This window comes from Janthinobacterium leeuwenhoeki (genome assembly GCF_051380795.1).
GTDB lineage: Bacteria > Pseudomonadota > Gammaproteobacteria > Burkholderiales > Burkholderiaceae_D > Janthinobacterium.
The window spans coordinates 19,788-45,753 of sequence record NZ_JBNYXT010000039.1; the positions used below are offsets into that span (position 1 = coordinate 19,788).

A 25,966-nucleotide genomic window follows, 5' to 3' on the forward strand; every position below is an offset into this window, starting at 1 on the left:
CGCCAGCCATTCTAGCGCCATGCAGCGGCCTGATTTTCACAGCTGCAAGCTTGCTTGCGCGGCGTCAATGGTGCGCCAGCGCATGCCGCGCGCTGATGCCTGGTACTTGTCATATGTCAACAAAGGCGCGCCGCATTGCTGTCAGCATGGGCCGACTCCGCCTCGCTGCGCGGCGGCGTTCCTCCTGCTTTGCGACCTCACCCTGGGCTCATCATGCTGCGACGAATCTGGCATTTCCTCACCGACAGCCGCAATCTGACCATCTTCGGCTTCGTGGCACTGGCCGTCTTCCTGTACCTTGGCGCCGAGGTGCTGGAAGTGGCGCTGGTCTGGGCGCTGGCCTTGCTGCTGCTGGCCTTTGTCACCTGGCTGGGCCTGTGGCTATGGCGCCGGCGCCGCGCGCGGCGCGATGCGCAGGCGCTGGGGCAGGCCATCCTCAACGAAGCCGAGATCGCCGCCGCGCAGGCCGCTTCGGCGTCCACGGTCGGCAGCACCCAGCAGGACGAGCTCGGCGCCGTGCGCACGGGCATGCTGGCCGCCATCGAGACCATCAAGATGTCCAAGCTGGGCCTCAAATCGGGCGCTGCCGCCCTGTACGAATTGCCGTGGTACATGATCATCGGCAATCCGGCTGCCGGCAAGAGCAGCGCCATCCTGCATTCGGGCCTGCAGTTTCCCTTCGCCGACGGCAAGATCGTGCAAGGCGTGGGCGGCACGCGCAACTGCGACTGGTTTTTCACCACGGACGGCATCGTGCTCGACACGGCGGGCCGCTATTGCGTCGTCGACGAGCACCGCGGCGAATGGTTCGGCTTTCTCGACCTGCTGAAAAAATACCGGCGCAAGGCACCCATCAACGGCATCCTCATTGCCGTCAGCATTGCCGAATTGAAAGGCGACCCCGATGTCTGCATGCAACTGGCGCGCAGCCTGCGCAAGCGCGTGCAGGATGTCATCGAACGCCTGGAAGTGTTCGCGCCCCTGTACATCGTGTTTACCAAGGCGGACCTGATCGCCGGTTTCACGGAGTTTTTCGCGGAGGCCGAGCGCAGCGAGCGCGAGCGCGTCTGGGGCGCCACCATGCCGTACCAGCGCAAGCTGCCCACGGCCGACCTGCTGGCCTTTTTCGACCAGAGTTACGATGAATTGCACGATGGCTTGACGGAGCTGAGCCTGGCCAACATGGCGCACCGGCAACGCAAGACGATGGCGCCCGGCGTATTTACTTTTCCACTGGAATTTTCCGCCATCAAGCCGGCCCTGCGTGCCTTCATCGCCACCCTGTTCGAGGAAAACCCGTTCCAGTTCCAGCCTGTGTTCCGCGGCTTTTACTTTACCAGCGCGCTGCAGGAAGGCGAGCCCGTCAGTGCCTCCTCGCAGCAGGTGGCGCGCCGCTTCGACCTCACCTTCGCCCCGGCCCCGGCCCCGGCTCCAGTGCCAGCGGGTGCGCGCCAGCATGGCTATTTCCTGCTGGAGCTGTTCCGCAAGGTGATCTTTGCCGACAAGCACCTGGTCGCCAACTATGCCAACCGCGCCAAGCTGCGCTTCAAATATGCCGTGTTCTTTGCCGCCACCGTGTCGCTGGGCGCCTGCCTGGGCGGCTGGAGCTGGTCCTACCTGGGCAACCGGCAACTGGTGGCCAACGTCGAGGCCGATCTGAATAAAGTGCTGAAGCTGCAGGAGCGGCGTTTGGACTTGCAGTCGCGCCTGGAAGCGCTGGAAATCTTGCAGGATCGTATCGAGCAGCTGGAAGCGTACCGCACGCAACGGCCCTGGTCCTTGCGCCTGGGCCTGTACCAGGGTGAGCTGCTTGAACGCAAGCTGCGCGAGGAATATTTTGCCGGTGCGCGCCAGGTCATGCTCATCCCCGTGGCGGGCGCGCTGGAAGCCCTGCTGTTCGAGATGAACGCCAGCGCCGACCAGCTGCAGCCCACGGCGCGCACGCCGCAGACGCCGGCTGCCGCATCGTCCACTGCAGCACCCGCCGCGCCGCGCAGCGTGCAGTACCAGGCGGCCAGCGCGACGAACGTGGAAGATGCCTACAACGCGCTGAAAACCTATCTGATGCTGGCCGATAAGACGCATGCCGAGAGCAGCCATCTGAACGACCAGCTGACGCGCTTCTGGCGCGGCTGGCTGGAGGGCAACCGGGGCGCCATGCCGCGCGAGCAGATGATACGCAGCGCCGAACGGCTGCTGACGTTTTACCTGGCGCAGATCGGCGACCCGTCCTGGCCGCGCATCGAGCAGAAGCTGGCGCTGGTCGACCAGGCACGCGAAAACCTGCGCCGCGTGGTGCGCGGCATGCCGGCGCGCGAGCGCGTGTATGCCGACGTCAAGGCGCGCGCCTCGACGCGCTTTCCCGGCATGACGGTGGCGCGCATCGTCGGCGAACAGGATCAGGCGCTGCTGGCGGGCAGTTACGCCGTCTCCGGCGCCTTTACGCGCCAGGCCTGGGAAAAATTCGTCGAGGGCGCGTTTCGCGATGCCGCCAACCGCGAGCTGCAAAGCGCCGACTGGGTGCTGAAAAGCGCTACCACCGACGACCTGACCCTGGAAGGCAGTCCGGAGCAGATCGAGAAAAACCTGGTGGCCATGTACAAGGCCGACTACGCGCGCGAGTGGCAAAAATTCGTGCAGGGCGTCGCCGTCGCCGACCTGAAAGGTTTTGACGGCGCAGTGCAGGCGATGAACCGCCTGGGCGACCCGCAAGCGTCGCCGATTGCCAAATTGCTGACCACCATTTACGAGGAAACCTCGTGGGACAACCCGGCCTTGCACAATGCCCAATTGCGCAAAGCCGAGCGGGGCATCATCGCCTGGTTCAAGGAAACCGTGCTGCGCCGCGCGCCGTCGCCACTGACGGCCAATCCCGGCCTCAATGCGCAGCTCGACCCGGCCCGCCTGGATAAACCCATGGGTCCCGTGGGACGCGAATTTGCCGGCGTGGGCAAGCTGGTGGCGGTCAGGGACAACAATGCCTCGCTGATGCGCGCGTATCTGGAGGCGCTGTCGAAGTTGCGCAGCCGTTTGAACTTGCTGAAGAACCAGGGCGACGCTGGGCCGGGCGCGCGCCAGTTCATGCAGCAGACCCTGGAGGGCAGCGGTTCCGAACTGGCCGACGCCCTGAAACTGGTCGACGAGCAGGTGCTCACGGGGATGAGCGACGCGCAAAAGCAGGCGCTTCGTCCCATCCTCGTGCGCCCGTTGATGCAGACCTTTGCCGTCATCGTCGCGCCGGCCGAACTCGATATCAACAAGACCTGGGCGGCGCAAGTGTATGAACCGTTCCAGAAATCGCTGGCCAACAAATATCCGTTTGCGCCCACGGCGCGCATCGAGGCGAGCAACCTGGAGATCGGCCAGTTCTTCGGCCCGGAAGGCCTGGTGGCGAAATTCGTCACCACCTCCATGGGACCGCTGGTGGTGCGGCGCGGCGACGTGCTGGCGCCGCGCACCTGGGCCGACATGGGCATCAGCCTGGCGCCGCAGGTGGTGGCGCGCTTCCCCGGCTGGATCGCGCCGCTGGGCGCGGGCGGCGTGGCGGCCACTTCGACGGCGGCGCAAACGGTGTTCCAGATCCAGCCGTCGCCCGCGCCGGGCACCCTGGAATACACGCTGGAGATCGATGGCCAGCAGCTGCGCTACCGCAACACCCCGGCACAGTGGACGAACATGATCCATCCGGGCCCGCAGGGCGCGTCCGGCGTCCAGGGCGCGCGCATCACCGCCGTCACCTTCGACGGGCGTACGCTGGAGCTGTTCAACGAGCCGGGGCAATTCGGCTTGAAGCGCATGATCGATGCGGCGAGCAAGAAACGCAAGGAGGGCGGCGTGTTCGAGCTGCGCTGGGTGCGCGGCGAGGTGGCCGTGGCGGTCGACCTGAAAATCACCAGCAGCGCGGAAACGACGGCGACGGGCGCGGGCGGGACTGCGGCGCTGCAGGAGCAGGGCTTTCGCGGCATGCAGCTGCCCGAAACCATCGTCGGCGCACCTGCCGTGCCAGTACCGGCGCCGGCACCGGCCATCGCCGCCGCAGCCATGCCCGGAGTGGCGCCATGATGCGCGCGCAACAGCAGGTGCGCCTCGGTTACTTCGGCAAGATCCCCGCGCGCGGCGATTTCATCAAGGCTTGCGACAATCACGCCCTGGTGCAGCTGCTCGACGACTGGCTGGCGCAGGTCATGACTGCCCTGACGGTGGCGCCGCGCTGGAAGCTCAATTACGACGCCTTGCCGCCGCTGCGCTTTGCCTTTGTCGGCACGCGCAGCCGGCGCGCCATCGCCGGGCGCCTGGAAGCGAGCAACGACCAGTCGCAGCGGCGCTTTCCCTTCATGGCCATGGGCGCGCTGGAAGTCCATGACGCCGAAGCCTTTGTCGCTTGCAGCCCGCTGGCGCTCGCGCCCCTGTGGCAGCGCGTGGAGCAGCTGTCGCAAGGCATCGTGGCCAGCCCGGAACCGGGACCGGCCCTGCTGGCGCTGGCCGGTAACGTGGTCGAGGTCGAACCGGTAGCGCCGTGCCATGCGGCGCGGCTGGCGGCCTTTTTGCAGGCGCAGACGCTGCATGGCCTGCAGACCATGCTGGCTTCGCCCGCGTTTCCCGTGACGGTGCGCGAATTGCTGCTGGGCCTGGGCCTGCTGCTGCAGCCGGTGCGCCAGAGCGGCTTGCCGCGCCCGGAAAAAAGCCTGGTGCTGCCGCTGCCGCAAGACGCGCAGCTGCGCGAACTGGTGGCCAGCTTCTGGCTGCACCTGATCGCGCCTTTCCTGCGCCAGGCCGATTTCGAACTGGCGCTGTTCTTTTCCCACCTCGACGAGGCGCCCGTGCTGGTGATCGGCTTTTGCGGCGCCGACCCGCATGGCTTGCGCGCGCTGATCGATCCGCAGGCCGGCAGCGAACGGCTGATCGTCTTCGACCAGCTGGACTGGGTCGAGGAGCAACTGGGAGACGATGCGGCGCTGCGCCAGTTTTCCGCCTGCCTGCAGCAGGAGCAGCTGTCGCTGCGCTCGGCCTGCGCCATGTTTGCCGATACCTTTACCTGAAGGACTGCGATGAAAATTCCTGTCATGTTCCTGCTGCTGCCGCTGCTGCTTCCTGCGGCCGCCCCCTGCCGCGCCCAGGCGCAAACACCCCAGACGCCGATGCCGGGGCAGATCCTCGTCACGGGCACCCTGGCCGACGAGGCGGGCAAGGCGGCCGTGCTGGCCCGCCTGCGCGAACTGTATGGCGCCGAGCGCGTGGTCGACCAGATCGCCATCGGCAACGTGGCCGTGCCGGCCAACTGGAACGCCTACGTGCAAAAGCTGATCGCGCCGAACCTGAAGCTCATTTCACGGGGGCAGATCAGCATAGCCGGCAACAACGTCAGCGTGCGCGGCGAAGTGGCGAACGAGGCGCAGCGCCAGCAGATCGCCAGCGACATCGCCACCAGCCTCAATCCCACGTATGTCGTCAACAATGGCTTGCGGGTCAAGGCGGCCGAGGCCGAGCAGGGCTTGCTCGATGCGGTGCTGGATAAACGCATTATCGAATTCGACAGCGGCAAGGCTTCTATCACGCCGGCGGGCCAGGCCATCCTCGACGAGATGGCGGCCGTCATGCTCAGGTTGCGGGGTCGCAAGGTGGAGGTAATCGGCCACACGGACGACACGGGCCTGCGCGCCAGCAATGTGGCCCTGAGCCAGGCGCGTGCCGAAGCCGTGCGCGCCTACCTGGCCAGCAAAGGCGTCGTGGCCGATACCGTGCTGGTGTCGGGCCAGGGGCCGGACCGTCCCGTGGCCAGCAACGCCACGGCCGATGGCCGGGCGAGAAACCGGCGCATCGAGTTCAGAATCGCGCAATGATCACGGCAAGGTAATGGTCAAATTCGCCGGGCTTGGCGCCAGTTTGACCAGGTCCGCATACGCGGCCAGCGTCGTTTGCGTGCCGCGCGTCAGATGCGTTTTCAGGCCCAGGTAGGCGCAGATGGCCAGCAGGGCGAAAAAGCTCGACAGCGCCCACAGCGGCACGTCGCTGCCGCGTTTGTTGACCACCTGGTCGGGGCGTGCCGCGCGCGGCGCGAAGCCACGGCTCTTGCCCTTGATGTGGGCGATCTCGTCGCCCAGGCGCGCCGTAAGATAGCTGAGTTTTTCGCCGCCATCGATCGCATACTTGCCCTGGAATCCCAGCAACAAACACATGTGGAAGACTTGCAGTGCCTGCACGCGCATGGCGCCCTTGCCGCGCAAGGCGTCGAGGCGGTCGAAAAAGTGTTCGCCGGCCAGCTGGTCGCCGAAGATCAGCAACTGCAGCGGGCGCCGCTCCCAATGCTTGCGCAGGGTGAAAGGCGAGGCCAGGATGATTTCATCGACGGCGGCGCAAAACGCATACTTGGCCGCCTCGATATCGTCGTCATCGGCGCGTATCTTTTTCGCTTCGCGCGCGAAGTCGTCGAGGAAGGCCGTTATGCGATCCATGAAGCTTTGCTCGTCGCCGGGCGCCGAACCGTGCTTCAGCATGAACAGCATGTAAAAGCCTTCGTGCATCAGGTCCAGCAGGGCGCTGCCGGCATGCCGGCTGCTGCCCGCCGGGGCGACCCCGCGTGGTCCCAGCAAGGAGGGCGCCGCGCGCCGTTCGATGAGCTGGCTCATGCCGTCACCGCGATCAGTTCCAGCTGCAGGTCGCGTATGCCGGCCGGCACGTACACGGAAATCGACTGCGCCTTGAGCATCTGCGCATACAGCGCGCCACGGTTTTCAATCGCAAAATAATAGGTGTCGGGGCGCACGGGAATGGCCGCCGGCACTTGCGGCGCATGCGACAATTTGAGGCCGGGCATGGCCGTCAGCACGCATTTTTCCACGTCGTCGGGCGCGCCCACTTTCACCCGCAGCGGCACCACCTCCACCAGTTCGATGGCCGGCATGGCGGCGCGTATCGCCAGGTACAAGGTGGTGTGCTGGTCGATCTTGCCCGAATCGAGCTTGCCCAGGTAGTACGACGGCTTGTCCTCGAGCAGGGCGATGGAAAAATACTTTGACGAGATCACGGTGTCGAGCAGTTCGCGGATGATGGCGTCGATGGCGTCGAAGCAGGCGCCCGGTTGCGCGTGGTCGTAGGCGGGCAGGCTGGCCAGGGTGTAATGCTTGGAGTAGCTGAGCAGGCCGCCAGCCAGACCCAGCAGCGCCTCGTACAGGCGCTCCGGATGCAGGGCCGGATGGCGCACATAGTGCATCAGCGCGGCGGCGGCCGTACTGACCGTGTGCAGCAGCCAGAACGAGGACACGTCGCCCGAGCGGAATTCGATCACGTTGCGGCTCGGCTCGCGGTGGTGGCCGTGCAGCGCGCTCACTTTTGCCTGCAATGCGTCGAGCAGGTGTTCCAGTACGCCTTGCAGGCGCGGCGCGCCGGCGATCGCCAGGCTGGGGGCCATGAACGAGGGCACGGGCTCGAAGCCGCCCGATACCGTGCGCCGCAGGGCGATCAGCGGCAGGCAGTCGTAGGAGCCGCGCGCCTCGCTGTCGGGAATCAGGCGCACGGTCTTCTTCAGGTAGGCCACGTCGGCCATGGCGGACTCCGTAAACAGGTCGGGCGTGGCGCGCATGGTGTGGGCAAAGCGCGTGGTTGTAGGCGTACCTGCCGTTGGCGCCTGCGCCGTGTAATTCATGCCTTCGCGGTTGAGGACGGGCAGCGCCGCATAATACGTCACTTCCTGCACCGCCGGCGGCAGCGCTTCCAGGTCCACCGGCGGGGGCAGGGTATCGCTGCCGGGTGCACCGTCGCCCAGCGCCTCGAACACTTCGCCGTCGCGAAAAATCGCCGACAGGGCATGCAGGCGCAAGGTGCCCGTCTTCAGCGCCGCCAAGTCCCACGCCATGTGCGCCACGCCCCACAGGTAGGGATGCAGCGCGCTTGCCGTGTGATGCAGACGCGCTTCGTGATACTGGTCCTGGCGCTGGAAATGCTGCGGCCGCAGGAACAGGCCTTCTCCCCACAAGATTTTCGCTGCCATGCCCATCTCGATTCTCCTTGAATGTGTGGCGTGTCTGATCGTATTACTGGCAGCGCGGGGCTGACAGCGTGGACATGCCGCCGACGCTGAGCGCGCAGGCATGCAGGCCGACGGTGATGCCGCCGCGTTCCGCATCGGCGGCGGCAAAGGTGGCGCGCCAGCGCTGTGCCGCAGGTGCGCGGAACAAGGCCACCACGCCGATGAAATACGCTTCCTTGCTGACTTTTTCCTGCACTTCGTAGCGCTGGCCCGGCACCAGCAGCACTTCCTTCACTTCCATCAGGTCGGCGCCCAACGCGGCCTTTTCACGCTGCGTGTCGAGAAAGCTGTCGTAGGGTGCCTGCTCGAAGGCGGCGCTCTGGCGCAGCTTGTAGATGCGCGCCACCAGCGCCAGCGGCCGGCCTGCGGCATCGGTGTTGAGGCGCTGCGCCGCATGCAGGCGGATGCTGACATTGCGCGGCGGCTTTTGTGCGTCGGGTAGTTCCGGTGGCGGCTTGGCCACGCCGGCCATTTGCAGCGCCGCGTTGGCCAGGGTGCCGATGGCGCCGCCCGCGCAGCCGGCCAGCAGAAGGGCCGGCAGCAGTGGCGTGGTGGCGCGGATCAGGCGGCGGAGCGGGGTATCAGATGGCATGGGTGATCTTTGCAAGGTGGAGGGTGGAAATAAAAGTGTTGCAGTCATTTAAACGCATGCAGGGGCGACCTGCTTGCGTTGGCGCAAAGTCCTTCTGCGATCAAGACAATTACTGCGTCAGATCAGGATTCATGTCGTTGTACGCGGCTGTAGCGTGGAACTTCCTCTTTGCTGATTAATCTCAATCTGGCAAAAAATTGGCGATCAATAATGGCCTCCATCAAGGCGCCGCCCATCTTTCCCAGCGGTAGCGTCCTCCACGTGAAGGAATGCCCGATGAAGCCAGCCACCATGTTGCCCCGTATTGCCTGCCTCGCCAGCGCCTTGCTGCTGGTCGCCTGCGCCACGCCAGATCAGCCGGCGCCAAAAAAATCTGCCGCGCCGACCCTGGCGCAAGTGATGAGCGAGGCCGATGCGGCCGCGCGCGCCGGCCAGTACGAGCGCGCCATGATCCTGCTTCAGGGCGGCGGCAGCAGCTACCCTGCCGACAAGGCGCCGTGGCTGCAAATGGCGCAGATGAAGTTCGACCGCGGCCAGTACGGCGACGCCATCGGCCATGCGCTCGAAGCGTTGGAGCGCGACCCGGACGACAAGGTCGCCAACAGCATCGTCGCAGTCAGCGGCTTGCGCCTGTCCGGCAAGGCGCTGGCCGACCTGTCGCGGCAAAACAATCTGAATGGCTCGCTGCGCTCGGAAGCGCAGGACCTGGCCAAGCTGCTGCGCGCGAGTATCGGCGAAGAGGTGCTGGTGCCGCCGGCCAGGCGCCCACCGGCGGCTGGCAAGCGCGCGGCCAGATCCGGGTCCGGTACGCCGGCGGCAAAAGGCGAGGCGCAGCAAGGCAGCGGGGCCGACCCGTTCAGCGGCCTGAAATAAGCCAGCATCCCCACCATCCCCTTGCAAAGGAAGCGACATGCCCAAGTCCGACAGCGTACAAAAACGCCTGCAAAAGATACGCGCGCCGCGCGTGCAAATGACCTATGACGTCGAGATTGGCGACGCGATTGAAAACAAGGAGCTGCCCTTCGTGGTCGGCGTGCTGGGCGACTTTGGCGGCAATCCGGACAGCGAGAAAAAGCGCCTGAAGGACCGCAAGTTCGTCGCCATCGACCGCGACAACTTCGACGAAGTGCTGGCCGGCGTAGAGCCGGTGGCGCGTTTCGCCGTGCCGAACCGCATCAGCGAGGCAGGCGGCACGTTCGCCGTCGACCTGCATTTCCGCTCGATGGATGACTTCCGCCCGGAATCGGTGGTGCGCCAGGTCGACCCCTTGCGCAAGCTGCTTGAGGCGCGCACCAAGCTGGCCGACCTGCGCAACAAGCTGGCCGGCAACGACAAGCTGGAAGACTTGCTGACGGAAGTGCTGAACAACACGGACAGCCTGGCCAGTTTGAAACCGCAGTTCCCAGCGCAGGAGGATTGAGATGAGCGCCCAGGCAGAAGCCCCAGAATCCCTCGCTGTATCCGCAGCCGATGCGCCGGCCGCCACCGACTTGCTGGACCAGATCGTCGAGCAAAGCCGCGTGGCCAAGTCCGGCGCCGAACATGCGCGCGCGCGCGACCTGATTTCGGAACTGGTGGCGCAGGTGCTCGATGGCACGCTGCTGATGTCGACCAGCCTGTCGGCCACCCTGGACGGGCGCGTGGCGGAAATCGACCTCCTGATCTCCGCCCAGCTCAGCGAAATCATGCACGCGGCGCCGTTCCAGCAGCTTGAGCAAAGCTGGACGGGGCTGCGCTACCTGGTCGGCAATTCCGATACGGGCACGCGCTTGCAGATCCGCATGTTCAACGCCACCAAGCGCGAACTGGTGAAGGATTTTCAGGCCGCGCTGGAGTTTGACCAGAGCAGCATGTTCAAGAAGGTGTATGAAGAGGAATTCGGCACCTTCGGCGGCGCGCCATTCGCCGCGCTGCTGGGCGACTTCGCCATTTCGCGCCAGCCGGAAGACATGTATTTCGTCGAGCAGATGTCGCACATCGCCGCCGCCGCGCATGCGCCGTTCATCGCTTCGGCCGCGCCGGAACTGTTTGGCCTGGAAAGCTACGGCGACCTGGGCAAGCCGCGCGACCTGGCCAAGGTGTTCGACACCATCGAGTACGCGAAATGGAAAGCCTTCCGCGAATCCGAGGATGCGCGCTACGTCGGCCTGACCTTGCCGCGCTTCCTGGGCCGCCTGCCCTTCAATCCCGTCGATGGCACCACGGTGGAAGGCTTTAACTTTGTCGAGGAAGTCGATGGCAGCGACCATCACAAATACCTGTGGTGTAACGCCGCGTATGCGTTCGGCTGCAAGCTGACGCGCGCCTTTGCCGACTACGGCTGGTGCGCCGCCATCCGCGGCGTGGAGGGCGGCGGCCTGGTGGACGACCTGCCCACCCACACCTTCAAGACGGACGAGGGCGACGTAGCCCTGAAATGCCCGGCCGAAGTGGCGATCACCGACCGCCGCGAAAAAGAGCTGTCGGACCTGGGCTTCATCTCGCTGGTGCACTGCAAGAACACGGCGTATGCGGCGTTTTTCGGCGCGCAGTCGGCGCAGAAAAGCCGCAAGTACAACAGCGACGCAGCCAATGCGAACGCGGTGCTGTCGTCGCAGCTGCAGTACATCTTCGCCGTTTCGCGCATCGCCCACTACATGAAGGCCATGATGCGCGACAAGATCGGCAGCTTTGCCGCCGCCTCCAACGTGGAAGATTTTTTGAACCGCTGGCTGATGCAGTACGTGCTGCTCGACGATAACGCCAGCCAGGAACAGAAGGCGCAGTTCCCGCTGCGCGAGGCGTCCGTGCAGGTGCATGAAGTGCCGGGCCGGCCCGGCGTGTACCGTGCCGTGTCGTTCCTGCGGCCGCACTTCCAGCTCGATGAATTATCCGTTTCGCTCCGACTGGTCGCGGAGTTGCCGAAGTCGACCAATTCCTGATTCACCCATCTTTCAACCACAGGAGCACACCATGGCAATCGATGTATATCTGCAGATAGACGGTATCAAGGGCGAGTCCACCGATGACAAGCACAAGGACTGGATCGAGTGCAAATCGGTCAGCTGGAGCGTCGAGCAGCCGAAGTCCGCCACCGCTTCGACGGGCGGTGGCCACACGGCCGAACGTTGCGAGCACAAGGACATCGTCATCTCCAAGCTGGCCGACCTGGCCTCGCCGGTGCTGCTGCAGACCTGCTCGGCCGGCAAGACCATCCCCAAGGCGCGCTTCGAATTCATGCGCGCCGATGGCCAGGGCGAGCGCGTCAAGTACTTTGAAATCGAAATCGAAAACGTATTGATCGGCGCCGTGACGCCGAACGTGGAAGAGGGCGACATCCTCGGTGAACACGTCGGCTTCAAGTTCTCGAAAGTGAAGTGGAAATACACGCAGCAAAAAGTGACGGGCGGCGCCGGTGGCAATACCTCGGGCGGCTGGGACCTGGCCGCGAACCGCGTGGCTTGATCCATGGTGCGCGGCGCGCGACGGCCACTTTCGCCCGCGCGCCGCGCCGACTTTTCAGGAGAGCGCATGGACAGTTATGTACCTGGTCTGTTCGACCGCCTGATGGACGACGGCGGTGCTGCGGGCGGCGTGGCGGTGCGCCTGTCGCTCGATCAATTGAAGGATGCGGTGGCGCGCGACCTGGAAGAGCTGCTCAATACGCGCGTGGCCCTGCCGCCCGGCGCGCTCGACGCCTATCCGGAATGCGCGGCGTCCATCGTCAACTATGGCCTGATCGATTTCGCCGGCATGTGCCTGTCGAGCAGCGATGACCGCGCCCGCATCTGCGCCGCGCTGAAGGCCGCCATCGAACGCCACGAGCCGCGCCTGCGCAATGTGCGTGCCCGCCTGGAGCGCGAAGCGGGTGCCATCAACCGGGTCGGCTTCGTTATCAGCGGCACCCTGGCCGTGAGGTGCGGTGGTGAGACGGTCAACTTCGACGCCGTGCTGCAGCCGTCTTCGCTGCGCTATTCGATCAACCGCAAGGGAGCTGCCGCATGAGCAATCATTTGAAAACCCTGATCGCCAAACTGAATGACACGGCGCGCACGGCCGCCACCCGCGCCGCCGCCATCTGCGTGGGCCTGGGCCAGTACGAAGTCGATATCGAGCATCTATTTTTGGCCTTGCTGGAACAGGAGCGCAGCGACTTCGTCACCATCGCGCGGCGCAGCGAAATCAGCCTGACGGCGCTGGAAGCGGACCTGCGCCGCGAGATCGGTGGCTTCAGGACGGGCAGTGCGCGCACGCCCGTCTTCTCTCCCCATCTGCCGCTGCTGTTCGAACATGCCTGGCTGATCGCCTCGCTGGACACGGCGCAGCCAGGCCCCATCCGCAGCCGCCACCTGTTATTGGCGCTGCTGACGGAGCCGGAACTGGCGCAGCTCGCGTACCGCGGCTCGAAGCTGTTCGCCCGCTTCAGCGTGGAGCAATTGAAGCACCATGCGGACAAGCTGACGGCCGGCTCCGGCGAGGAAAGCGCGGCAGTGCCGCAGCTTTCCGAGACATCCGACGACCCTGTTGCTACCCTGGCCAGCAAAACCCCGGCGCTGGACCAGTTCACCACCGACCTGACGCAGCTGGCGCGCGACGGCAAGCTCGATCCCGTGATCGGCCGCGAGACGGAGATACGCCAGGCCGTCGATATCCTGCTGCGCCGGCGCCAGAACAATCCGATTCTCACGGGCGAGGCGGGCGTGGGCAAGACGGCCGTAGTGGAAGGCCTGGCCTTGCGCATCGCTGCCGGCGACGTGCCCGAGGTGCTGCAGGGCGCGCACATCCACGCGCTCGACATGGGCTTGCTGCAGGCTGGCGCCAGCGTGAAGGGGGAATTCGAAAGCCGGCTGAAAAATGTCATCGACGAGGTGACGAAAAGCCCACATCCGATCATCCTCTTCATCGACGAGGCGCACACGATGATCGGTGCCGGCGGCCAGGCGGGGCAAAACGATGCGGCCAATTTGCTGAAACCGGCGCTGGCGCGTGGCGTCCTGCGCACGATCGCCGCGACCACCTGGAGCGAGTACAAAAAATATTTTGAAAAGGATGCGGCGCTGGCGCGGCGCTTCCAGGTGGTGAAGGTGGAAGAGCCCAACGAAGATATCGCCTGCGCCATGCTGCGCGCAATGGCGCCGCTGATGGAGCGCCATTTCGGCATCCGCGTGCGCGATGCCGCCATCGTCGAGGCGGTGCGCCTGTCGCACCGCTACATCAGCGGGCGCCAGCTGCCCGACAAGGCCATCAGCGTGCTCGATACGGCGTGCGCCAAGGTGGCGCTGGGCCAGCGCGCCACCCCGGCTCCGCTGGAAAACGCGCATCGGCGCCAGGAACGCATCGGCGCGGAAATCGCTGCCCTGGCCCGCGAGGCCGCCGATGGCGAAGTGCCCGATAGAGCCGCTGCCGCGCGCCTGGGGCAGCTGCGGCGCGAGCATGACGAAGGGCAGGCGTCGGTCGCGGCGCTGGCGCAGCGCTGGGAGCACGAAAAGGCGCTGGTGACGCAGATCGGCGACTTGCGCGGGCAGCTGCGCGGCGAGCGGCCGGGCGAGATCGGCGCGGCGCGCCTGCTGGCGCTGAAGGATGAACTGGCGGCGCTGCAGGGAGAGGCGCCGCTGTCGCCGCTGGAAGTCGACGCGCAGGTGGTGGCCGGCATCGTCGCCGGCTGGACCGGCATCCCGCTGGGGAAAATGCTTAAGGATGAAATCCGCACGGTGCTGACCCTGGATGGGGCGCTGCGCGAACGGGTGCTGGGACAGGACCACGTCATCGAGGCGGTGGCGCAGCGCGTGCGCACGGCGCGCGCCAGCCTGGACGACCCGAACAAGCCGCAAGCCGTGTTCCTGTTTACGGGCCCGTCCGGCACGGGCAAGACGGAAACGGCGCTGGCGCTGGCCGACCTGCTGTATGGCGGCGAACGCAAGCTCATTACCATCAACCTGAGCGAGTACCAGGAGGCGCACAGCGTGGCCGGCCTGAAAGGTTCGCCGCCCGGCTATGTAGGCTATGGCGAAGGCGGCGTGCTGACGGAAGCCGTGCGGCGCCAGCCCTACAGCGTGGTGCTGCTCGATGAAGCGGAAAAAGCCCATCCCGACGTGATGGAGCTGTTCTTCCAGGTCTTCGACAAGGGCGTGCTTGATGATGCGGAAGGGCGCGAAGTCGATTTTCGCAACACCATCATCATCGCCACCTCGAACCTGGGTTCCGGCGCCATGATGGCCGCCTGCCTGAACCGGGCGGCGCAAGACTTGCCCACGCCGGCCGCGCTGGAAGAACTGGTGCGCCCGCAACTGGTGGCGCACTTCAAGCCGGCCCTGCTGGGGCGCCTGAAGGTGCTGCCCTTCTATCCCTTGAACGATGCGGTGCTGGCCGAGATCATTGCGCTGAAGCTGGCGCGCATCGGGCAGCGCATCGCGCGCAACCACCAGGCGCAGTTCAGCCATGACGCGGGCCTGGTCGACGCCGTGCTGGCGCGCTGCACCGAGGTCGATTCGGGCGCGCGCAATGTCGACCAGATCCTCAACGGCAGCTTGCTGCCGGCGATCGCCGAAGCGGTGCTGGCGCGCATGGCCGCAGGCGAGCCGGTCGCGTCGATACGCGTCAGCGCCAGCAAGCAGGGGCAGTTCAAGTACACGATCCGATAATCCACCTTCCGGAGAGCGCCATGTTCAATCTGGAGCAGTTGCTGCACCCCGTCAGCGCCGTCAGTCCATGCGGCGAAGATATCACTTTCAGCCAGGAGCTCGACGCCATCGCGCGCGCGCGCCAGCACGATGATCCCACCCTGGACCAGGGGGAGTGGGTGACGGCGCTGAAGGAAGCCGACTGGCCTTTCGTGGCGACGCGCTGCGAACAGCTGATCGCCACGAGCAGCAAGGATTTGCGCGTGGCCGTATGGCTGGCCGAGGCGCACGCGAAAACGCGCCACTTCCGTGGCCTGGGCGATGGTTACGCGCTGCTGGCCGGCCTGTGCGAGCGTTACTGGGATGGCCTGTACCCGCCGGCGGAAGAGGGCGACCAGGAACAGCGCATCGGCAATGTCTTCTGGCTGTTGTCGCGCACGCCGCAGCTGCTGCGCGAGATCCCGCTGACCGAAGGGATCGATGGCCTGTATGCACTGCAGGATTTTGATGCCGCGCGCCAGCGCGCGGCCGCCAGCCTGGCGCAGGGCGCAGCGGATCAGGGCTGGGGCGATGCGCGCCACGACGAAGGGCCGACCCTGGCGCAGATGGAGGCGGCGCGGCAAAGGAACACGCGCACTTTTTCCGACGGCTTGCTGGCCGATGCGCAGTACTGCATGCAGTCGCTGCTGGCGTTCGAGCGTAGCGTCGATGCGCGTTTCGGCGCCGATGGCCCGAGTTTTCGCGCCGCCCGCGAAGCGCTGGAAAACGCCATTCACTTTATCGCGCCGCTGTCACCTGGCGCGGACTTTGCCGGCGCGCCGCCCGCTGCTGGCCAGGGTGTCGGCGGCAGCGGGGGCGCCATCGTGCAGCGCCAGCAGGCGCTGGCACAGCTGCGCCAGGTGGCCGATTTCTTCCGCCGCACGGAGCCGCATAGCCCCGTCGCCTACCTGGCCGACAAGGCCGCCAGCTGGGGCGAGCTGCCGCTGCATCTGTGGCTGCGCGCCGTCGTGAAGGACTCTGGCACCCTGGCGCAGCTCGATGACATGCTGGGCACGAGCAGTGCAAACGGATGATGGCGTCGGCCCCTTCCATGCTACTCTTCGTGCATGTCCAGAATGCTCATCCTGCCTGCCGCGCTATGCCTGTTCATCGCTGCCAGCGCGCAGGCTGGAACTGCGCTGCCGCTGGTGATTTATGGCGACGATGATTATCCGCCGTACTCCTATGTTGAAAACGGCCAGCTGAAAGGCATCTACACGGAGATCGTGCGCGAAGCAGCGCAATCGATGCCGCAGTATGCGGTGCAGCTGCGCCCTGTGCCCTGGAAACGGGGCGTGCTGATGCTGCAGACGGGCGAGGCGTTTGCCTTGTATCCGCCGTATTCGTGGCGCAGCGAGCGGCCGTATGTGCGCTATTCCGTGCCGCTGCTGATGGAGCAGCTGGTGGTGCTGTGCAACCAGGACGTGCTGGCCAAACGCACGCTGCGGCAGTGGCCCGCGGATTACGGCGGCCTGCAAATCGGCGTGAACGCGGGTTTTCTGCTGGGCGATGCGGCGCTGACGGCGTCCCTGCGCGCCGAAAAAATCGTGCTCGCGCCGGCCAAGGGCACGCGCACGAATCTTCTCAAGCTGATGCGCGGGCGTATCGATTGCTATGTCAGCGACCGCCTGTCGGCGCAGTGGGAATTGCAGCGCATCCGGCGCGAAGGGCCGCCAGGCACGCCGATGCAGGCGCTCCAGGCGATACAGGAAACCGCGCAGCTGGCCGGCCAGCAGGGCCACCTGGGTTTTACGGAACGCCTGCCTGCCGCCTACCCTTATCGCGATGATTTTATCGAACAATTCAATGCCGCCATCGTGCGCATGCAGAACAATGGCGCGATCCGCCGCATCATCGACCGCGCGCTGCAACCCTGATTCCAAATGGAGAAGACCATGAAAAAACTGCTGTTCCTGGGTGTGCTCATGCTGGCCGGCTGCGTGGGCCGTCCCGAGAATATTCATCCCGTCAATCACTTCGACACCACCCGTTATCTGGGGAAATGGTATGAGGTCGCGCGTCTGGACCACTCGTTCGAACGGGGCCTGAGCCAAGTGACGGCCGATTACAGCCTGCGCCAGGATGGCGGCCTGAAAGTGCTCAACCGCGGCTACAAAGAGGCGGACGCGAAGTGGAAGGAAGCCGAGGGCAAGGCGTATTTCGTCGACAAGAAAGACCTGGGCTACCTGAAAGTGTCGTTTTTCGGCCCCTTCTATGGTTACTACATCGTGTTTGATTTGGACCAGCAAGATTACAGCTATTCCATGATCAGCGGCCCCGACAAGTCTTACTTCTGGTTGCTGTCGCGCACGCCCACCATGGACCCGGCCTTGCAGCAGCGCCTGATCGAGAAAGCCCGTGGCCTGGGTTTCGATACATCAAAATTGATCTATGTGAAGCAAAACTGACCTTGCTTGCCCGCCGCCCGTGCGTGGCGGCATAGCACCTTCAAATTGTTGCTTTGCTGCATGTTATTTCTTGCAATGCCACCCTGATTCACTCACAATCTGCTCCAAAGTGGTGCGCCGCGGCGTGCTGCCATTCTGGCGAGGCGGTAGCGTTGCTTCGCCGTTCGTAATTGCCGCACGGCAGATGCCTGCTATATTGGTACGTAGCAGCAGCTTGGTTTCGTGGCGTCTGTGCATTGTTTCTTTCAGATTGGAATCACGCAATGAAAAACCTCAAAATCGGCGTGCGTCTGGGGGGCGGTTTTGCCGCCGTCCTGCTCCTGTTGACCAGCCTGACCGTGGTGGGCATCGTGCAGATGCAAAGCGCCAGCAAGGAAACCGATGCGCTGGTCAACGTCAAGGTGCGCAATGAGCGCCTGATCGGTGAATGGACCAAGGTCATCGAGGTCAACGCGGCGCGCACGGCGGCCGCCTGGAAAGTCAGCGATCCCGAACACCAGAAGCAGTTTGAACAGGAAATGGCGGTCTCGTCCGCACGCGCCACGGAGATCCAGAACGACATCGGCAAGAGCCAGTTGAGCGCCGAAGAGCAAGCGTTGTACCAGGACGTGCTGAGCACGCGCAAGGCCTACACGGACGTGCGCAAGAATGTGTTCAAGGCCAAGAATGCGGGCGACCTGGAGCTGGGCAAGCAGCTGTACGAAGGCGACATGGCCGTCAAGCGCGACATCTACCTGGCGGCGCTGAAGAAACTGGAAGTGCTGGAAGCCAGATTGCTCGACGAAACGGCCGCGCAGATCCGTTCGCGCTACGAAAACGGCCGTTTGCTGCTGATCTCGCTGGGCGTGGCCGCCATCTTGCTGGGCATCGCCTGCGCGTACTGGATCACGCGTTCGATCACGCGTCCCATCACGCGCGCCGTCGAAGTGGCGGAAGCCGTTTCCGCTGGAGACCTGACCAGCCATATCGTGGTGGAAAGCCGCGATGAGACGGGGCAGCTGATGCATGCGCTGAAAAACATGAACGATAAACTGGTCAGTATCGTCGGCCAGGTGCGCGCCGGCACGGAGTCGATCAGCACGGCGTCGAGTGAGATTGCCGCCGGCAACCTGGACTTGTCGTCGCGCACGGAAGAGCAGGCCAGTTCGCTGGAAGAGACGGCGTCTTCCATGGAAGAGCTGACTTCCACCGTGAAACTCAACGCCGACAATGCGCGCAGCGCCAACCAGCTGGCCATCGACGCGTCGCAGATCGCCAGCAAGGGTGGCGTGGTGGTGTCGGAAGTGGTCAGCACCATGGGCTCGATCAACGATTCATCGCGCAAGATTGTCGACATCATCAGCGTCATCGACGCCATCGCCTTCCAGACGAATATCCTGGCCCTGAACGCGGCCGTGGAAGCGGCCCGGGCTGGTGAACAGGGCCGTGGTTTTGCCGTCGTGGCCTCTGAAGTGCGCAACCTGGCGCAGCGTTCCAGCGCGGCGGCCAAGGAAATCAAGGGCTTGATCGACGACTCCGTGCAAAAGGTCGAGGCCGGTTCGCAACTGGTGGACAAGGCGGGCCGCACCATGGATGAAATTGTGCAAAGCATCAGCCATGTGACGCAGATCATGAACCAGATCACCGACGCCAGCGATGAGCAGCGCGCCGGCATCGAACAGGTCAACCAGGCCATCGGCCAGATGGACCAGGTGACGCAGCAAAATGCGGCGCTGGTGGAAGAAGCGGCCGCGGCGGCCGAATCCATGCAGGAACAGGCGGCCAAGCTGGCCGAGGTGGTGGGCCTGTTCAAGCTCGATGCAACGCAGCACTATGTTTCGGCCAGTGCTGGTCCGTCCGTGACGGCGTCTGCACCAGGAAAAGCTGCCATGCGAGCTGCCACGCGGCCCGCCATCGAGCCTGCCAAACACCGCGCGCCGGCACCAGCCGTGACTGCACCCGTGCCGGGCAAGGCGGCGCATGCAGAAGCGGGGCGCGCACGCACGCCGAAGACGCCGGTGGCATCCGGTGCCGATGAATGGGAAGAGTTTTAAGCGCAGACTCCCCGTGGCATGGCGCGGGCGCTACAATCGCTGCTTGAAGACAGCCGCGAACGCGCTCCGCCATGACCACCCGCCGTAACTCCAGTTCTAACTCCAGCCATACTGCTGCATCGTCCTCCTCGACTGAAACCGCCAAACGCGCGCGCTGTCCAAGCTGTCTGCGCGCCGAAACCAGCTGCATCTGCCGCTGGATCGCCCCCGTTGCCCATGCGGTGGAAGTGCTGATCCTGCAGCATCCGCTGGAAGTCCACAACGCCAAGGGCAGCGCCCGCTTGCTGCACCTGAGCCTGCCCAACAGCCGCATGCTGACGGGCGAGCAGTTTGCCCCGGAGACGCTCGCCGAATTGCTGGCCGACAAGCACAACGTGCTGCTCTACCCGGACACGCCTGGCGACCGTTCGCTGGGCATCGCGCCGCCGCCAGCGCTCGACTCCGCCACCTTGCTCGATCCCGCCCGCTTGCGGTTGGTGGTACTGGACGCTACCTGGCGCAAGAGCCGCAAGATGCTGTATCTGAATCCCCTGTTGCAACAGCTACCGCGCCTGCCCCTGCGCGATACGCCCGCTTCCCATTACCTGATCCGCAAGGCGCACGCGCCAGACCAGTTATCGACCCTGGAAGCGACATGTTATGCCCTGATGCAGTTGGAGCATGACGCGCCTCGCTTTGTTCCCCTGATCACGGCATTTGACGGCTTTGTCGCGCAGCAGTTGAGTTATGTCATGCCGCATGCTGAAAAAGCGTGAAACGGCAGCACGCCAGCCCTTGATCTTGCCCGCACAGCGGCATAGTATACTGTATGTATATACAGTTAATGGGGCCGTTCATGAAAGCAATCATTCCAGAGCACGATGACAGCTTCGCCGGGCAAGCCATGTTGCCGCCGCAATCGCTGAAGGCCCACAAGGGGCGCGGCGCCGTGTCGAACCTGCAAGGGCGCTACGAAGCGCATGCGCGCGCCGGTTTCGATGATGGCTGGAGCGTGGGCGGCCTGGATGCGGCGGAGGGGGAGGCAGCAGCTCCGGGCTGGAAGACGCAGGTCAGCGACGAGCAGGCGCGCACCATCCTGACGCGCAACGCTTCGCCCGATTTGCCGTTCAATGTATCGCTCAATCCTTACCGGGGCTGCGAACATGGTTGCATCTATTGCTTTGCCCGCCCCACGCATAGCTATCTGGGCCTGTCGCCGGGCCTGGACTTCGAAAGCCGCATCTACGCCAAGGTGAACGCCCCCGAACTCTTGCGGCGTGAACTGGCCAAGCCATCGTATGTGCCCGAACCGATCGCCCTGGGCGTCAATACCGATGCGTATCAGCCGTGCGAACGCGAACGGCAACTGACGCGGCGCGTGCTGGAAGTACTGCATGAGTGCGACCACCCCGTGGCGCTGATCACGAAATCGTCGCTGATCGAGCGCGATATCGATATCCTGGCGCCGATGGCGGCCAGGCGCCTGGCCGCCGTGGCCATCACTGTCACCACGCTCGACCCGGCCATCGCGCGCACGCTGGAACCGCGCGCGGCCGCCCCGGCGCGGCGCCTGCGCACCATCCGCACCCTGACCGAGGCGGGCATCCCCGTGGGCGTGAGCATCGCGCCCATCATCCCGTTCGTGACGGAACCGGAAATCGAGCAGTTGCTCGAAGCCGTGCGCGACGCGGGCGCCATCCACGCCCATTACGTGGTGCTGCGCCTGCCGTGGGAAGTGAGTCCCTTGTTCCAGCAATGGCTGGAAGCGCATTTCCCGGAACGGGCCCAGCGCGTGATGAACCGGGTACGCGAAATGCGCGGCGGCAAGGATTACGACAGCGCGTTCGGCGCGCGCATGCGGGGCGAAGGCGTGTGGGCCGACCTCATCCGCCAGCGTTTTGAAAAAGCCGTGCACCGGCTGGGCTTGCATGGCAAGGGCGGCCGTTTCAAGCAGCTCGATTGCACGCAGTTCAGGCGGCCACTGGTGGTGCCACCACTGGGCGCAAAAGTGAAAAATGGCAACGCGGGGCAGCTGGATCTGTTTTAGGTTAAACCAGCGTCAGCGCGGATGTCGCAGGGGGGCGCTGCGGCGCTGTCCTGGCTATGTATCTGGAGCTGCGCCAGATGTTGCTCGATGGCGAAGACATGCGGATCGCTCTTGCCCAGCTCGCGCAGGGCGCTGGCCAGGTGCAACAGGTATTCGCTGTTCTGGCCGCTGGGGCCGTGTGAACGGGCGATCTGGCGCGCGATGTCCAGTTCCGGGGCGGCGCCGAGGAAGGCGGCGTTTTCCTCGTTGGCGATGTACACCAGGCCTTCGACCTTGCTGCCATCGTCGAAGCTGATGTCGGTGGCCAGGCGCAGGTAGCCGTTCTTTTCGCGGTGGTCGAGGTGGGCGAAGACTTCGGGCGTGATCAGGTAAGCCATGCCGTCGCACACGGCGCCCGCCTGCGGCACGATGGTGGCGACCCGGCCCGGCGCCATGGGCGTGCCCCGGTGGTCGTGCGATCCTTGCCAGAAGCGCCGCGTCCAGCCTTCGATGCTGGCGGGGCGCCGTTCGATGTAGGGAAAATCCGCCTTGTAGATCAGCGAGCCGTAGCCGAACAGCCAGACCTGCTCATGGCCGTCGAATTTGTTCATGCGCTGGTTGATGGCGATGGTGGCGGCGTCGATGGGCGACAGGGTGTTCTGGTCAGGCTGTGTCATGGCGTTAGCGGCAAGGGGCGGTACCCTATTATAAAGCGGCGCCAGCCGGGCCGCCGACAGGCAGGGCGTCGCGTGCGCCGTTGTTTCCGCCCACGTTCCACTCGTGCGTCTCGACGAACTGGAACAGGAAGGCCATGAAGCTTTCGGCGGCCGGCGACAGCGAACGGCCCGTCTTCGTGTAGACGAAAAAGCGCCGTGTCAGCTCCGGCTCGTGCAGGGCGCGCATCTGCAATTGATAAAGTTTGACCATCGGTTCCGCGTACGGCAGGCAGACCGTGATGCCCAGGTTGGCGCTGACCATGGCCAGCGCCGTCGTCATGAACGTCACTTCATTGTAGGGATTGAGCGACAGCTCGCGAAACGCGCCGTGCATGTCGCGCAGCAGGCGTTCCGTGAACTGGCCCTGCAGAGAGATGAAGGGGTAGTCGCCCACGTCGGCCCAGGTGACGCGCTCTTTCTGCTGCAGCGGGTGCTGCTCGGGGAAGACCAGTACGAAGGGCATTTCGAACAGCACTTGCGCGGCGATTTCCGCCGTCGGATCGCGTTCGGGACCGATGCCGAAATCGACTTCGCCGCTGAAGACGCGCGCCGAGACATTTTCCACGGGGCAGTCGACCAGGCGCAGCTGCACGTCCGGGTGTGCCTGGCGGTAGGCGGCGATCACTTCCGGCAGCAGGGTACAGGCCATCATCTGCGGCGCGGCGATGCGCACCATGCCTGTTTTCAGGGCCTTGCGCTGGGCGATGCCGGCCATGGCGCCGTCGAGGTCCTCGATCATCTTTTCAAACAGCGGATACAGCTCGCGGCCGATTTCCGACAGCTGCGTCTTGCGCGTGCTGCGCTCGACCACGCGCACGCCCAGCACGCTTTCCATTTCCTTGATCAAGCCGCTCAAGGCGGACTGCGTCACGTGCAGGTATTCGGCGGCCAGGGTAAAACTGCCGGTCTTGGCCAGCGCCACGAAGGCGCGCATTTGCCGCAGGCTGGGACTCATAAGATAATCCGATAAATCAATGGTTAAAAATTGTTTGTATGATAGCTGTAACTCGATTCTAATGGTGAAAAGCTGAAAAACACGCCAGCCATCGCGCCTCGGGCGCCATCCATTGGAGACAAGCACATGAAGATCAAGCAAATCCACCACGTCGCCTACCGCTGCATCGACGCGAAGAAAACCGTCGAGTGGTATGTCAAGCATCTGAACATGCATTTCGTCCTCGCCATCGCCGAAGACCTGGTGCCGTCGACCAAGGCGCCGGATCCGTACATGCATGTCTTCCTCGACGCGGGCCAGGGCAATGTGCTGGCCTTCTTCGAACTGCCGACGCAGCCGCCGATGGACCGCGACCGCAATACCCCGGCCTGGGTGCAGCACCTGGCGCTGGAAGTGGGCAGCATGGAAGAACTGCTGGCCGCCAAGGAGCGCCTGGTGGCCGCCGGCATCGAGGTGCTGGGCCCCGTGAATCACGCCATCTTCCAGTCGATCTATTTCTTCGATCCGAATGGACACCGCCTGGAACTGGCGGCCAACGTGGGCACGCCGGAGATGATGGCCAAACTGGACGCCGTCAAATGGGAAATGCTGGAGGAATGGTCGCAGACGCGCCGCGCGCCCAAGCACGCGGCCTGGATGCACGCGCCGGCCGAAGCGTGACCACAGCAGATTGAACACTGCAGATTGACACCATCTGAACACTACGCCAAACAAGGAACACACTCCATGAAACTCGCAACCCTGAAAAACGGCAGCCGCGACGGCGCCCTGATCCTCGTCAGCCGCGACCTGCGCCAGTACCAGCGCGTGGCCGCCATCGCGCCCACCCTGCAGGCGGCACTCGACAACTGGAACGCCGTGGCGCCCAAGCTCGAACGTGCTTACGCCGACCTGAACGGGGGCAAGGCGCCGGATGCGCAGCCGTTTGATGCGGCGCTATGCCATTCGCCGCTGCCGCGCGCCTACCAGTGGGCCGACGGTTCCGCCTACATCAACCACGTGGAACTGGTGCGCAAGGCGCGCAACGCGGAAGTGCCGGCCTCGTTCTACACGGACCCGCTGATGTACCAGGGCGGCTCCGACAGCTTTATTGGCCCGCGCGACCCCATCTTCGCCCTGTCCGAAGAGTGGGGCGTCGACCTGGAAGCGGAAGTGGCCGTCATCACGGGCGACGTGGCCATGGGCGCCAGCGTGGACGAGGCGGCACAAGCGATTCGCTTGGTCATGCTGGTCAACGATGTCTCGCTGCGTAACCTGATCCCGGGCGAACTGGCCAAGGGTTTCGGCTTCTTCCAGTCGAAGGCGGCCAGCGCGTTTTCGCCCGTCGCCGTCACGCCCGATGAACTGGGTGCGGATTGGGCGGACAGCAAGCTGCATTTGCCGCTGCTGGTGGAGCTGAACGACCAGCCTTTCGGCAAGCCGAATGCGGGCGAAGACATGACCTTCAATTTTGCGCAACTGGTGGCGCATGCGGCCAGGACGCGGGAACTGGGCGCCGGCAGCATCGTCGGTTCCGGCACCGTGTCGAACAAGCAGGGCAATCTGTTCGGCTCCAGCATCGAGAACGGCGGCGTGGGCTATTGCTGCCTGGCCGAGGTGCGCATGTATGAAACCATCGAACACGGCGCGCCGAAGACGGCCTACCTGAAGTTCGGCGACACGGTGCACATCGAGATGCGCGACGCGGCGGGCGCCAGCATCTTCGGCAGCATCGAGCAGACCGTGGCCCTGTACGCTGGCGCCGCACGCGCCTGAGGGGAGGGCGCCCCATGAAGCTGTACACCTATTTTCGCAGTTCAGCCGCCTACCGCGTGCGCATCGCCCTTAACCTGAAGGGCATCGCATACGACAGCATCCCCGTGCATTTGCTGCAGGATGGCGGCCAGCAACTGCTGCCGGCTTACCGCGCCGTCAATCCGTCGGCCCTGGTGCCGGCGCTCGATGACGACGGCGCCATCCTGACGCAGTCGCTGGCGATGCTCGAATATCTGGATGAGACGCGGCCGGCCGTGCCCTTGCTGCCGGCCGATGCGCTGGGACGCGCCCGCGTGCGCGCGCTGGCGCTGGCGATCGCCTGCGATGCGCATCCGCTGACGAATCTGCGCGTCTTGAAATACCTGAAAAACACCCTGGGGTTGTCGGACGAGGCCAAGCAAGAGTGGTACCGCCACTGGATGGCCGAGGGGCTGGCGGCCGTGGAAGCGCTGCTGGCGCAGGGCGACCCTGCCGGCACGGGCCTGTTCTGCCATGGCGAGAGCCCGACGATGGCCGACTGCTGCCTGGTGCCGCAAGTGTTCAATGCGCAGCGCTTCGCCATCGACCTGGCGCCGTATCCGCGCGTGGCGCGCATCCATGCGCATTGCGCCGGCTTACCGGCGTTTGCCGCTGCCCATCCGTCGCAGCAGCCTGACGCCGAATAGACTTGAAGTAGCGCACTCAACGGTCCCCGGCCTGGCAACAGACCGGGGATTTTTTATGGTGCGCCCGGCAGGGCGCACTCACTGGGAGGTGCAAGTCCTCTACTCGCCCGACAAGGGGAAGAGTTAGCTGAACGGCAAGGGTGCCGCGGGCGACTGCGGATCTGGAGGAAGCC

Annotated in this window: 23 protein-coding genes; 18 read left to right on the plus strand and 5 right to left on the minus strand. The window is 64.8% G+C overall.

Going from position 1 to position 25,966, the window contains the following annotated elements:
* The first annotated feature begins 213 nt into the window (after positions 1-213).
* From tssM to ACQ4WS_RS22280, 3 genes are read left to right on the plus strand one after another with little or no spacing between them, the layout of a single operon-like run.
* Positions 214-4,062: a type VI secretion system membrane subunit TssM gene (gene tssM / locus ACQ4WS_RS22270; protein WP_436479192.1), complete on the plus strand. Its 3,849-nt coding sequence runs from the start codon at positions 214-216 to the stop codon at positions 4,060-4,062.
* Positions 4,059-5,039 (plus strand): type VI secretion system-associated protein TagF, encoded by a 981-nt coding sequence (gene tagF, locus ACQ4WS_RS22275; RefSeq protein ID WP_436479193.1) that lies wholly within the window; start codon positions 4,059-4,061, stop codon positions 5,037-5,039. The genes tssM and tagF overlap by 4 nt, the downstream gene beginning before the upstream one ends.
* A 9-nt stretch (positions 5,040-5,048) precedes the next feature.
* Complete coding sequence (locus tag ACQ4WS_RS22280) at positions 5,049-5,840, plus strand: OmpA family protein (protein WP_436479194.1); 792 nt, start codon at positions 5,049-5,051, stop codon at positions 5,838-5,840.
* On the opposite strand, the gene icmH is transcribed toward ACQ4WS_RS22280, so the two are convergent.
* From icmH to tssJ, 3 genes are read right to left on the minus strand one after another with little or no spacing between them, the layout of a single operon-like run.
* Entirely contained in the window at positions 5,841-6,626 is a 786-nt protein-coding gene (icmH, locus tag ACQ4WS_RS22285; RefSeq protein ID WP_436479195.1) for a type IVB secretion system protein IcmH/DotU, read from the minus strand. It abuts the gene before it with no gap.
* Entirely contained in the window at positions 6,623-7,993 is a 1,371-nt protein-coding gene (gene tssK, locus ACQ4WS_RS22290; protein ID WP_436479196.1) for a type VI secretion system baseplate subunit TssK, read from the minus strand. The genes icmH and tssK overlap by 4 nt, the downstream gene beginning before the upstream one ends.
* A gap of 37 nt (positions 7,994-8,030) precedes the next feature.
* Positions 8,031-8,618 (minus strand): type VI secretion system lipoprotein TssJ, encoded by a 588-nt coding sequence (gene tssJ / locus ACQ4WS_RS22295; RefSeq protein ID WP_436479197.1) that lies wholly within the window; start codon positions 8,616-8,618, stop codon positions 8,031-8,033.
* A 276-nt stretch (positions 8,619-8,894) separates the two neighbouring features.
* Between tssJ and ACQ4WS_RS22300 the strand changes: the two genes are divergently transcribed.
* The 12 genes from ACQ4WS_RS22300 to ACQ4WS_RS22355 all read left to right on the plus strand — a co-directional run bounded on the left by ACQ4WS_RS22300 (position 8,895) and on the right by ACQ4WS_RS22355 (position 21,723).
* Positions 8,895-9,491, plus strand: coding sequence for a hypothetical protein (locus ACQ4WS_RS22300; protein ID WP_436479198.1), 597 nt, complete (start codon positions 8,895-8,897; stop codon positions 9,489-9,491).
* A 37-nt stretch (positions 9,492-9,528) separates the two neighbouring features.
* Positions 9,529-10,038 (plus strand): type VI secretion system contractile sheath small subunit, encoded by a 510-nt coding sequence (tssB, locus tag ACQ4WS_RS22305; protein ID WP_426070655.1) that lies wholly within the window; start codon positions 9,529-9,531, stop codon positions 10,036-10,038.
* 1 nt (position 10,039) lies between these two features.
* A complete protein-coding gene (tssC, locus tag ACQ4WS_RS22310) occupies positions 10,040-11,539 on the plus strand; it encodes a type VI secretion system contractile sheath large subunit (RefSeq protein WP_436479199.1) in 1,500 nt (499 codons plus the stop codon).
* Positions 11,540-11,570: 31 nt separating this feature from the next.
* Positions 11,571-12,062, plus strand: a complete 492-nt coding sequence (locus ACQ4WS_RS22315) for an Hcp family type VI secretion system effector (protein ID WP_034750126.1) — start codon at positions 11,571-11,573, stop codon at positions 12,060-12,062.
* Between the two features lie 66 nt (positions 12,063-12,128).
* Complete coding sequence (gene tssE, locus ACQ4WS_RS22320; protein WP_436479200.1) at positions 12,129-12,602, plus strand: type VI secretion system baseplate subunit TssE; 474 nt, start codon at positions 12,129-12,131, stop codon at positions 12,600-12,602.
* A complete protein-coding gene (gene tssH / locus ACQ4WS_RS22325; RefSeq protein WP_436479201.1) occupies positions 12,599-15,238 on the plus strand; it encodes a type VI secretion system ATPase TssH in 2,640 nt (879 codons plus the stop codon). The genes tssE and tssH overlap by 4 nt, the downstream gene beginning before the upstream one ends.
* Positions 15,239-15,258: 20 nt before the next feature.
* The gene (gene tssA, locus ACQ4WS_RS22330) at positions 15,259-16,290 is read left to right on the plus strand and encodes a type VI secretion system protein TssA (protein WP_436479202.1); all 1,032 of its coding nucleotides are present in this window, start codon (positions 15,259-15,261) and stop codon (positions 16,288-16,290) included.
* A gap of 33 nt (positions 16,291-16,323) precedes the next feature.
* The gene (locus tag ACQ4WS_RS22335; protein ID WP_436479203.1) at positions 16,324-17,133 is read left to right on the plus strand and encodes a substrate-binding periplasmic protein; all 810 of its coding nucleotides are present in this window, start codon (positions 16,324-16,326) and stop codon (positions 17,131-17,133) included.
* Between the two features lie 18 nt (positions 17,134-17,151).
* Positions 17,152-17,664 carry a lipocalin family protein gene (locus ACQ4WS_RS22340; RefSeq protein ID WP_436479204.1) on the plus strand — a complete coding sequence of 171 codons (513 nt, stop codon included), beginning with the start codon at positions 17,152-17,154 and terminating at the stop codon, positions 17,662-17,664.
* A 263-nt stretch (positions 17,665-17,927) separates the two neighbouring features.
* The gene (locus ACQ4WS_RS22345) at positions 17,928-19,697 is read left to right on the plus strand and encodes a methyl-accepting chemotaxis protein (RefSeq protein ID WP_436479205.1); all 1,770 of its coding nucleotides are present in this window, start codon (positions 17,928-17,930) and stop codon (positions 19,695-19,697) included.
* Between the two features lie 71 nt (positions 19,698-19,768).
* Positions 19,769-20,452 carry a tRNA-uridine aminocarboxypropyltransferase gene (locus ACQ4WS_RS22350; protein WP_436479206.1) on the plus strand — a complete coding sequence of 228 codons (684 nt, stop codon included), beginning with the start codon at positions 19,769-19,771 and terminating at the stop codon, positions 20,450-20,452.
* A gap of 128 nt (positions 20,453-20,580) precedes the next feature.
* A complete protein-coding gene (locus tag ACQ4WS_RS22355) occupies positions 20,581-21,723 on the plus strand; it encodes a PA0069 family radical SAM protein (protein WP_436479211.1) in 1,143 nt (380 codons plus the stop codon).
* On the opposite strand, the gene ACQ4WS_RS22360 is transcribed toward ACQ4WS_RS22355, so the two are convergent.
* Complete coding sequence (locus ACQ4WS_RS22360) at positions 21,720-22,346, minus strand: gamma-glutamylcyclotransferase (RefSeq protein WP_436479212.1); 627 nt, start codon at positions 22,344-22,346, stop codon at positions 21,720-21,722. The two genes, ACQ4WS_RS22355 and ACQ4WS_RS22360, sit on opposite strands and share 4 nt — an antisense overlap.
* 61 nt (positions 22,347-22,407) lie before the next feature.
* A complete protein-coding gene (locus tag ACQ4WS_RS22365; RefSeq protein WP_436479207.1) occupies positions 22,408-23,373 on the minus strand; it encodes a LysR family transcriptional regulator in 966 nt (321 codons plus the stop codon).
* Positions 23,374-23,499: 126 nt separating this feature from the next.
* Between ACQ4WS_RS22365 and ACQ4WS_RS22370 the strand changes: the two genes are divergently transcribed.
* From ACQ4WS_RS22370 to maiA, 3 genes are all read left to right on the plus strand, one after another.
* A complete protein-coding gene (locus tag ACQ4WS_RS22370) occupies positions 23,500-24,033 on the plus strand; it encodes a VOC family protein (RefSeq protein WP_436479208.1) in 534 nt (177 codons plus the stop codon).
* A 66-nt stretch (positions 24,034-24,099) separates the two neighbouring features.
* The gene (locus ACQ4WS_RS22375; protein ID WP_436479209.1) at positions 24,100-25,128 is read left to right on the plus strand and encodes a fumarylacetoacetate hydrolase family protein; all 1,029 of its coding nucleotides are present in this window, start codon (positions 24,100-24,102) and stop codon (positions 25,126-25,128) included.
* 14 nt (positions 25,129-25,142) lie between these two features.
* Positions 25,143-25,793: a maleylacetoacetate isomerase gene (maiA, locus tag ACQ4WS_RS22380; protein ID WP_436479210.1), complete on the plus strand. Its 651-nt coding sequence runs from the start codon at positions 25,143-25,145 to the stop codon at positions 25,791-25,793.
* Positions 25,794-25,966: the final 173 nt, after the last annotated feature.